Annotated in this window: 7 protein-coding genes; 6 read left to right on the forward strand and 1 reads right to left on the reverse strand. The window is 58.8% G+C overall.

What is annotated here, in order from left to right:
• Positions 1–5: 5 nt before the first annotated feature.
• Entirely contained in the window at positions 6–1,985 is a 1,980-nt protein-coding gene (gene hflK / locus B3N48_RS14360; protein WP_296184750.1) for a protease modulator HflK, read from the reverse strand.
• Between the two features lie 258 nt (positions 1,986–2,243).
• Here hflK and B3N48_RS14365 point away from each other — a divergent pair, with 258 nt between their 5' ends.
• The 6 genes from B3N48_RS14365 (at position 2,244) to B3N48_RS14390 (ending at position 10,624) form a co-directional block, all read left to right on the forward strand.
• Complete coding sequence (locus B3N48_RS14365; RefSeq protein WP_296184751.1) at positions 2,244–2,978, forward strand: CDP-alcohol phosphatidyltransferase family protein; 735 nt, start codon at positions 2,244–2,246, stop codon at positions 2,976–2,978.
• A gap of 288 nt (positions 2,979–3,266) precedes the next feature.
• A complete protein-coding gene (lpdA, locus tag B3N48_RS14370; protein ID WP_296184752.1) occupies positions 3,267–4,667 on the forward strand; it encodes a dihydrolipoyl dehydrogenase in 1,401 nt (466 codons plus the stop codon).
• 243 nt (positions 4,668–4,910) lie between these two features.
• On the forward strand, positions 4,911–6,530 hold the full coding sequence (locus tag B3N48_RS14375) for a glucan biosynthesis protein D (RefSeq protein WP_296184753.1): 1,620 nt from the start codon (positions 4,911–4,913) through the stop codon (positions 6,528–6,530).
• A 470-nt stretch (positions 6,531–7,000) separates the two neighbouring features.
• A complete protein-coding gene (locus B3N48_RS14380; RefSeq protein WP_296184756.1) occupies positions 7,001–8,305 on the forward strand; it encodes a hypothetical protein in 1,305 nt (434 codons plus the stop codon).
• A gap of 21 nt (positions 8,306–8,326) precedes the next feature.
• Positions 8,327–9,610, forward strand: a complete 1,284-nt coding sequence (locus B3N48_RS14385) for a hypothetical protein (RefSeq protein WP_296184757.1) — start codon at positions 8,327–8,329, stop codon at positions 9,608–9,610.
• Positions 9,611–10,009: 399 nt separating this feature from the next.
• On the forward strand, positions 10,010–10,624 hold the full coding sequence (locus B3N48_RS14390; RefSeq protein WP_296184759.1) for a hypothetical protein: 615 nt from the start codon (positions 10,010–10,012) through the stop codon (positions 10,622–10,624).
• Positions 10,625–10,667: the final 43 nt, after the last annotated feature.

Here is a 10,667-nt window from a genome sequence, read left to right on the forward strand (position 1 = left end):
ACTCCTTATTCAGCCATTGGCTGTTCAGCCGACTTTGGCGACGCCGCAGGGTCGACCGGGAGAGTGAAAGAACGCAGATCGATAGTGGGTGCGCTGCTGCCGCCCAGTCGATGATCCAGAACCAGCAATTTGGCGTGGGTCATGCCCAGTGTCAGTTGGCTCAGGTACTGCTCCAGCAAAAACGCCTGACCGGCCTTGGTATAGCCTTGTTGTTCGGCGCTGAAACGCAGGTCCGCGCTTTGGGCAGTCGCCATGACTTCGCGGGACGTGGCGGCGGCTTGATCGTGCGCCACGCTGGCGTGCAACTGCGCCAGGTTGGCTTGATCGGCGGCAGCGCCGCGTTCGCGGGAGATGAGCGCCTGAGCGCTGATCTGCGCGGCCTGAACGGCGTGATACGCGTTGGCAGCACCGGCCGGTGGGTGAATCGATTCGACGACCGTCGCAAGGATTTCCACGCCGCTGTCGAGTTTCTTCAGGTCCCGCGCCACGGCTGTGCCAATGTCGGCGGCCAGATCGGTGCGCTGTTCGCCGAGCAATTCATCGAGGGTCCGCGAGGCGAAATCATGCACCAGCACGCGGCTGGCGGTGCTGCGAATCAGGCTTGGAATGTCGGCGCTGTTGTAGGTCGCGGCCATAGCGGCCTGGTCGTCGAGACCGATGCGGTAGACGAAGCGCACGTCCATGTTGACGATCTGGAAGCTCTGCTTGTCGCCCGAACCGCTGGCAATCACCTGGGATTTGTCGTTGATGTGGGTCGCGTCCCACAGTCGGTTGGCCACGGCAGGCGGCGGGCCTTCTGCTGGATCGCGGGTCTGTTCCGCGTCTTTGTTTTTGGCGTTGGCGCCCTCGGAAACGCTGGTCGCCAACTCATGGACGACGCCATTTTCCACCGGCAACACGGTCCCGAACGGCCACGGCAACCCCGCGTGCAGACCCGGCCCCATGACTTCGACCGGTTTGCCGAAGCGCTCGTATATGCCGCGGCCCTGCATAGGAATCTCGTGCACGCCACTCAATGCCCAGCCCAAGGCGACGATCACCGCCAAAACCGGAAAGAAGGCCCGGCGCATGTAGGTAAACGCCCAGATCTGCCGCAGGTCGATGCCGAAGCGGTTGTGCAATTCGTTCTGCAGCGCAGTCAGCGGCCGCGGCGGCCAGCGCAGGAGACCGGCAGCAAACCTGCTGGCGACCAGACGCGGCTCAAGACGCTCGTTGCGCGGGCTGAAGACCGACAGCAATGCACGGATCAACAATTCCACCGCGACCAGCCCCGGCAACAGCCCGATCAACACCGCCAGACGCGCAGGCCAGACCCGCTCGACAGACGAGAAGAACAGACAGAGCGCTGCGATCAGCAATGTGCCGATGGCCATGCGTGCGATCTGCGCCAATTGTTCGGCCTCGGGCCAGGACGCCTCGGACTCGTTGCTGAACTGACGCTCCAGCACCAACAGACCAAAGCCGATGAGCATCAACACACCGCCCACCACGCTGCCGGTCAGGCCAACGTGGGTGCCGACGAGGCCAAGGTTCCAGATCATCGAAATGGCAATCAGCGCCAGCAAGGACCAGCCCGCGAGCCAGAACACCGGCGCGCCGATCTGACCGACCATCGAGGTGCCTGCCCCGCCGATGCGACCGAGCAAACGGTCGTACCAGCCCTGCTCGTCGGCAACAACGTCTTCGTCGGTCACCACCGCCACTTCGTCCGGCGCGATGACACGGGCACGCCACAAGGCCACCACCTGCGCCGACTGCATGGCCGACGCCAGCACCAACAAGCTCGCGGCGCTGTTGGTCAGCACGGCGGTCCATAGGGAATTGGGGGAAAACAGGTCAACGAACAGCGAAAGCACCAGGCCGATCACGCCTATTGCGCCCAGCACGTAGGTCAGTCGCGACAGGCGCCGAGCGTGGAAACTCGCGCGCTGAAACCGTGGCAGACTTGCAGGCGTTGCACCTTCAACATCCAGATCAACCCGCATCGACACTCCACACCTTACTGAATGCTGTAGTCATTACCTTTGCCTGTCCACGTCGTGGGATACGCATCCCGAAACACCGTTTAACGGGGCGTTACGATATAACAGAAGTCGTGAAATTTTTGTCCGATCACAACGCTCGTGCATGAGGAATTATTCACTCAGACAGCCAGTTGACAGGTTAGCGGCCAATGGTGATATCGGGAGCGCCTCTCTGTATAAGCATATTTGCCCTCACATGCGGCTTTCTGAATCAGCCTGATGAGCACGGTGCTCCAGCGGACACACAGGATTTACGGTGTCAGGGTGATCTCAAACATGCACTATGCTCCCCCAAAGTTATCCACAGGGGAGCGGCCCGCGATCATGCTGACCACACTCAAAAGTTCGCTGCTTAAAATTCTGCACCCAGGGGCGAAGGTTCTGTTCGATGACGGCGTGCGCGCCATTCATGTAACGTCCTGCGCGGGGTTGATCTCAGTGGCGGTCGGGGTCCTTGTGGCCGCGTTCGCTGCGTACCCGCCGATCTTCCTGCTGATCCCGATCTGGATGCTGGTGCGCATGCTGTTCAACGCAATCGAAGCGTTACTGGTGACTGAATTCGGGCAGCATTCAAAACTCGGCACGTGTGCAAACGAACTGAGCCGTGTGGTGGCCGAAACCGCTCTATTCCTGCCGTTTGCAGTGATCCCGAAAGTGAGTGTGCTGTTGGTGTTGAGCGTTACGCTGCTGGCCGTTCTGAGTGAGTTTGCAGGTTTACTGGGGCCTCTGATCAACGCCTCTCGCCACCGAGACGGTCCTATGGGAAGTCATGCACGGATGCTCTGTTTTGGCGTTTTCGGAATAGCGATCGCCTCGGAACACGTCCTCACCGCGCCGATCAACATCACCCTCGCCCTCATCGTCATTCTGCTGTTGGTGACCATCGTCAGGCGCATTCGTGGTGCCGTGGCGGAGGTCACGAAACCGGCGGTCCCGACCCCTGTCACCATTTAGGCACAAGAGTAGGCGAAGTGTTTCAACAGGTTTACACACAGATCTTCAACAGCTTATCCACAGCCCTTTTGCGGTTGTCGGGCTTATAGGTAGATACGCTGTGATGAAGACCGCAGAGGATCTACGGACAAATACCATTCAGGTCTTGTAAAAGCCCTGGCTTGACCTCAACTGCTTCATAAGCAGATATTACGAGCATAATTTTTACGCAGGTCGGTCTCTCGGGACATTCGCGAAGAGCGGTCTACGCTTGCTTGCACTGTCATTTCTTCATTCAGGAGTACGCTCATGAGTCAGTACGACGTTGTCATTATTGGCGGCGGCCCAGGCGGCTACAACGCGGCCATCCACGCCGGACAGAAAGGTTTGAAAGTCGCCTGCATCGAAGGCCGTGAGACATTGGGCGGCACTTGCCTGAACGTAGGATGCATCCCATCCAAGTCGCTGCTACATGCCTCCGAGCTGTACGAAGCAGCAACGGGCGATGAGTTCAAGAAACTGGGCATCGAAGTCACGCCAACCCTGAATCTGGCACAGATGATGGCGCAGAAGGTCGAGAGCGTGACGGGACTGACCAAAGGCATCGAGTTTCTGTTTCGCAAATACAAAGCCGAATGGATCAAGGGCTGGGGGCGTCTGGCGGGACCGGGCAAAGTGATCGTCACCGCAGCCGATGGCACGGAAACCGAGCTGACCGCCAAGGACATCATCATCGCGACGGGTTCCGAACCGACGCCGTTGCCAGGCGTGACCATCGACAACAAACGCATCCTTGACTCGACCGGCGCGCTGTCCCTGAGCGAGGTGCCCAAGCATCTGGTGGTCATCGGCGCGGGCGTAATCGGCCTCGAACTGGGCTCGGTCTGGCGTCGTCTGGGGGCCAAGGTCACGGTCGTCGAATTCCTCGATCATGTGGCCCATGGTTCGGATCTGGAAACCGGCAAAACGCTGCACCGTTCGCTGTCGCGTCAGGGCATGAATTTCAAACTCAGTTCCAAAGTGACTTCCGCCGTCGCCAGTGACACGGGTGTGAGCCTGACGGTGGAACCTGCGACGGGCGGCGAGGCCGAGGTGATCGAAGCGGATTACGTGCTGGTGTCCATCGGCCGACGTCCCGTGACGAAAGGCCTTGGGTTGGAAACCGTCGGGTTGGAAGTCGATAAGCGCGGCGTGTTGGCCAACAAGGGCCATCGCACGTCGGTGGACGGTATTTGGGTGATTGGCGACGTGACCTCAGGTCCGATGCTGGCGCACAAAGCTGAGGACGAGGCTGGTGTCTGCGTCGAGCGCATCGTTGGCAAGAAAGGCGAGCTGAATTACAACCTGATTCCCAACGTGATTTACACCTGGCCGGAATTGGCCAGCGTCGGTAAAACCGAGGAACAGCTCAAGGAGGAAGGCCGCGCCTACAAAGTGGGCAAATTCCCGTTCAGCGCCAACAGCCGGGCCAAGGTCAATCACGAGGGCGATGGCTTCGCCAAGGTGCTGGCAGATGAGAAGACTGACGAGATTCTTGGCGTGCATTTGGTAGGCCCGAGCGTCAGCGAGATGATTGCCGAGTATTGCGTGGCGATGGAGTTTGCCGCGTCGGCGGAAGATATCGCGCTGACCTGTCATCCCCATCCGACGCGTTCCGAGGCACTGCGCCAGGCTGCGATGGGCGTGGGTGGGCATACGACGCAGGCGTAAGCCAAAACAGCGTGGACTTTGTAGGAGTGTGGCGTTTATCCAGAAGTCGTGATCACCTGACGTTTGGACACTACCAGCAACACTGCGAAGGCTCACAGGTAGTCCTCTGACACGATTTTTTGTCTTTTTGCGAACAAGATGCCGAGATTGTTATCTGTTTGTTGGTAATTTGCGTTCGGCAAGGATTGGGAAAGCGCACTTCTTGTGCAGGAAGGCACAGCATTTCTTCAGAGGCTTCACCTTATGAATCGCAGGAATCTACTGAAAGCTTCCATGGCGCTGGCAGCCTATAGCGCGCTGCCAGCCACGGGTCTTTATGCAGCACGTGCCCTGGCGGCGGCAGCAGATGGCGACATCGAACATTTCGACTTCAACACCTTGCAAGACCTCGCCAAACAAATGGCCGGCAAAGCCTACGTCAGCACCAAGCAAAACCTGCCGCCGACGCTGGCGAACATGACGCCTCAGCAGTTCAATGCCATTAAATACGACGCTGGCCATTCCCTCTGGAATGACGTCAAAGGCCAGCTGGACGTGCACTTCTTCCACGTTGGTGCGGGCTTCAAGACACCGGTACGCATGTACAGCGTGGACCCGGCGAGCAACGAAGCACGTGAGGTGCATTTCCGCCCGGAGCTATTCAACTACGAAGCCAGCCGCATCGATAAGACCCAACTCAAGGGCGATCTGGGTTTCGCAGGCTTCAAGCTGTTCAAGGCCCCTGAAATCGCGATCAACGACATTTTGTCGTTCCTCGGTGCCAGCTATTTCCGCGCCATCGACAGCAACAAGCAGTACGGTCTGTCTGCGCGAGGTCTGGCCATCGACACCTACGCCCACAAGCCGGAAGAATTTCCGGACTTCACCAAGTTCTGGTTCGAGAAGCCGACCAAGGACGCCACCCGCTTCGTTGTCTACGCGCTGCTGGATTCGCCGAGCGCAACCGGCGCCTACAAATTCGATATCGATTGTCAGGCCGACCGCGTGGTCATGGACATCGATGCGCACATCAACGCCCGCGCCGACATCGAGCAGATGGGCATTGCGACCATGACCAGCATGTTCAGCTGTGGCACCCACGAGCGCCGCATGTGCGACACCATTCACCCGGAAATTCATGATTCGGACCGCCTGTCCATGTGGCGCGGCAATGGCGAGTGGATCTGCCGCCCGCTGAACAACCCGGCGAAGCTCCAGTTCAATGCCTTCGCCGACAAAGACCCGAAGGGTTTTGGCCTGGTGCAGACCGATCACGAGTTCAAGACCTATCAGGACACGGTCGACTGGTACCACCGCCGCCCGAGCCTGTGGGTCGAGCCCACAACGGCATGGGGCGAGGGGTCCATCGATCTGTTGGAGCTGCCGACCACGGGCGAAACGCTGGATAACATCGTCGCCTTCTGGAACCCGAAGGTGCCTATCAAGGCCGGCATGTCGATGAACTATGGCTACAAGTTGTATTGGAGCCCACTGCCGCCGGTGGGTACGCCGCTGGCTCAGGTTCATGCAACTCGATCAGGCATGGGCGGTTTTATCGAAGGCTGGGCCCCCGGCGAGCATTACCCCGACGTGTGGGCACGCCGCTTCGCAGTGGACTTCAATGGCGGCGGCATCGACCGGCTGCCGGAAGGCTCGGCCATCGAACCGGTGGTCACGGTCTCCAATGGCAAGGTTCAGGACTTCAACGTGCTGGTGTTGCCGGATATCAAAGGCTTCCGCGTCAGCTTCGACTGGTACCCGACCAGCGATTCGGTCGAGCCGGTGGAGATGCGCATGTTCATCAAGACCGGCGACCGGACATTAAGCGAGACGTGGCTGTACCAGTATTACCCGCCTGCGCCAGACAAGCGTAAATACACCTGATTCCAGCCCAAGTTTCGATCCACGAGTCTCCGGGGCCGAGTCAGGCTCGCGCTTTTCGGCACCGGTACCCATGCCCTGCAAAGTGCGTGAAACCGACTGACCTGTAACGAAAATGAGTCATAGGCACGCCGCCTTTGGCTCATTTTTTTCCTCTGTTTATTAGCGTCAATTTTTACACGCTCAATTATTTCAAAGACTTACAAAACACGATTTTGAAGGTCCTTGATATCTGTCCGAATTTTTGACTATTTCATTGACAGCCCTCCCATCTGACGCTGATATATCCCCTGTCACGCCAGTTTGAGGGGGGCCTGGTCGCGCATTCGCTCCCATTTGGCTCTCTACATATTGCGACTTTTCGTGTTCATCGACGGCGCATGCCAACGTCGGTGGGCGGTAGCGTATTCACGACGCTTGCCACGTTTGTCAGTCATTTCATTTCGATCCCGCGCTCCCGAGGGGCTGTTCCCATGATGTCGCCTACGCCCGTTTACGTTGAAAAGCCGTCGATCATGTCCTTCGACAAATCGACGGCCATCGTGCTGGTCGCGATCAGCCTGATTCTGGTCGAAACCTTTTCCGGCGCCCTGCGCTTCTACCTCGACAAAGCAGGCATCTCGGTGCTGCTCTATGCGCCGAAAGTGGCGTGCCTGCTGTTCTTCGCCCTGGAACTGGGCCGGTTCAAGGCCGGCCCAGCGGTGTGGCTGAGCTTCGTCGCGTTACTGCTGTCGTCTGCATGGGCTGTGCTCAATGGCGCGGGCGCAGGCAATTTCGCCTTTGCCTTGTATGGCATCAGTCCGTTGTTGTTCGGGCTGGCGTGTGGTGACCAGATCATGAAGCACAAACGCCTGTTCATGTGGGCCGTGGCCTTTGCATTGGGCGCGTCGCTGGCCGGCGTTGCGCTGGACAAGTACACCGACCTCCCGTGGAAGGGCTACAGCTACAGCATCGGCGGAACCGAACTCAGCGCCAACACGACCTGGGCTTCCGAAGACGCCGACCGGCCTGCCGGGTTTGCACGAATTTCCAGCGCACTGGCGATCATCATCTCTATTTTCAGCCTGTACCTGATGACCACCGTGCGTTCGAAGATGCTGGCGGTCGCGATCTGCGGCGCCGGGCTGGCCGGGGTCATCCTCACCACCAGTAAGGCGCCGGTGCTGGCATTCGCAGGGGCTGTCGGCCTGCTGCTGATCACGCGTTTTCGCTGGACCACCCGTGGCGCCATCGTGGTCGCTGTGCTGCTTGGCATGGCGTTGCCGTTCGTGGCGATGATGTACGACTTCGACCCCAACCAGATCTCGACCGGCAGTTCGCTGTCTTCGATCTACGACCGGCTGATCAACACCTGGCCGAACGTGATCCGCGAACTGGCGGGCGAAGACCGCGCCTACACCGGTGCCGGATTCGGCCTGGTGGGCAGCTCGGTAGCCGCGTTTCCGGTGGTCGGCGCAGACCTGTTCATGGTGTCGGACAGCACCGTGGTCTACCTCTGGGCCGCCTTCGGTGTGGCGGGATTGTTTCTCTACGCGCTGCACATTCCGCTGTTCTTCACCCTGGCCGACCTGACCTCGCGCTATGGCCGGGCAATGCTCGCCACCAGCTTTTGCATCTGCATCGTCAGTTGGACGACCGACACCCTGGAGGTGACGCTGGCGAACCTCTTCCTCGGCATGGCGATCGGGCATGCACTGGCGGCGAGGTCGCAAGTGAAAGCAGCCGCCCCAAAGCCGATTGAAGCAACCTCCTGGAACGGCCTGCCGGGCCTTAGCTGAACCTACAAGGAATGCGTGCGCATGAGCCTGTCGAGTATTGGCCGCCGAGGCCTGTTGTTGCTGTCGTGTCTCACGGTTACCCATGTTCTGGCCGCCGACCCGTTCATCGTCGGCGTCGCCACCCATTCGATGAACAACACCAACCAGCCGTTGCGCAGTCTGGAGTTGGCCAGTGCTGCGGGCATCACGTCGGTGCGTGACGACGGGTTCTGGTCCACGGCCGAGCCTGCGCCCAATCAATTGCAGATCATCCCGCCCTGGCGGGCGTGGCTGGCCAAGGCCAACGCGCTGAATCAGGCACCGATGGTCATCCTGGGCTATGGCACATCCTTTAACGGCAATGCCAAACCACGCACGCCCGAAGTAAAGATTCCCTACCTGAAATACGTCGATTACCTCACTCGCCAATTAGGCAATCCAGTGAAGTACTACGAAGTCTGGAACGAGTGGGACATAGATGGCCCACGTGACCCGCGGCTTAGCCAGGACTACGTCGCCCTTGTGAAGGAAGCGGCGCCGATCATCCGCAGAAACAACCCACAGGCCAAAGTGTTGGCGGGTGCTGTGACGACAGCAGGCATCAAAGGCGGCTTCGTTGATCGCCTGATCGCCGCCGGGGTGTTGGATTATGCTGATGGCATCTCGCTTCACCCCTATGTGCACTGCGAGGGAAACGATCGTAATACGCCGGAGAGCTGGATCAACTGGATGCGCGATCTGGACCGTCGATTCACCGCCCTGGCGCACAAGCCCGTCCCGCTGTACCTGACCGAAATGAGCTGGCCGAGTCATGAAGGCCGGTGCGGCATCGACGCCGCGCATCAGGCCGCGTATCTGGCCCGCGCCTGGTTCCTGGCGCGAACAGTGCCCTCCATCAAAGGCATCTGGTGGTACGACCTGATCGATGACGGCAGTAAACGCGACGATCAGGAACATAACTTCGGCCTGCTCACAGTAGACCTGAGCGCCAAACCTGCCTACTCGGTGATGAAGGCGATCAGCCCATACCTACAAGATTTCGAATACGACCCTGCCGCCAGCCTGCAAGCCGACGGCGTCTACAAACTGGCGTTCAGCGATGGCCACGAAAAGATCGTCGTCGCGTGGGCCACAGGCCGTCCTCGGGAAGATCAAATCAGTGCTCAGGCCATGAACAACGCGTCAGTGCGTGTGCTCGATACGCAGGCTGCGAACAGGGGAATGGTAAACAGCGAGCAACGTTGGAGCTGTAACGGCGAGCGCTGCACTGCACCTGTCAGCCTGACTGAGTATCCAAAAATCATCCGGCTGAGCCCCGGCGCCTGAATCTCTTGCCCGTCCACAGCCCGCCTGACCCCGTCAGCGCGGGCTTTTTTATGAGTTTTCGTGAAACAGCTGGCCAGGCTTGAATCAGGCAAACGGCATCCCAGGCGGCTTGGGGGAATTGCAAAGCATCTGCCGGGTGTTATTTGCCAGGAACGGCTGCGCGACGTGCAGCGAACAGGCGATCCAGATTCAGACGCTCAGCGTCGAACACGTATAATGCCGCCCCGCAAAACGAGAAACCCCGCCAAAAAGGCGGGGTTCCGTTTACTTCGTCTGTCCTCGGGGGGAGGTGCTTGCACCCGCGTTTCCCGTGGCTAGTGAGCGAAACTATATGGATATAGGTCTTTTCAGTCAATGCCGATAACGTGCGCGGTAAAATCCGCCTTATCTCCCGCCAGAATGGCCACTTACGAAGCCAACGCAATAGCTAAAGGGTATGAACCCGCCGCTGCGCTCAAGCTCTATGCGTGGAATGCTCGAATAAGTGGCGCGCTGCTCGTGCCATTGCACATTTGCGAAGTGGTCATCAGAAACGCCGTCGCAGAAGCGCTGGGTGCAATGCACGGCTCGCAATGGCCGTGGAACCCAGGCTTCGAACGCAGTCTTCCACGCCAAGGTGGACCAGGGTATGACGCCATCAGCGATCTTCAAATGGTGCGCAAAAAAGTTGCAACGACGGGGCAGGTCATTGCTGAGCTCAAGTTTGTGTTTTGGGAAAAAATGTTCACCCGTAGGCACGACAATCGTCTCTGGAACGTACATCTACGAAGAGTGATGCCGAATCTGAATGCCTCTGAAACTGTCGCTGAACACAGGCAACGAATCTATGAAGACCTGAACAAAGTCAGGCTGCTCAGGAATCGAATAGCGCATCACGAACCCATTTTTGCGCGGAATCTGAATGAGGACCTCAAGCTCATTCAGGGCCTGGTAGCAGGGCGCTGCAGGGCATCAGCCGATTGGTTACTGATTGAGCAGCAAGTCACTGAAATGCTGAAGGGCAAGCCATTTTGACTTGCTGACGCTGACAACAATTCGAGCTTCAGCAGTTTTTTGC

This window comes from Pseudomonas sp. UBA1879, assembly GCF_002338065.1.
In the GTDB taxonomy this organism is placed as follows: domain Bacteria; phylum Pseudomonadota; class Gammaproteobacteria; order Pseudomonadales; family Pseudomonadaceae; genus Aquipseudomonas.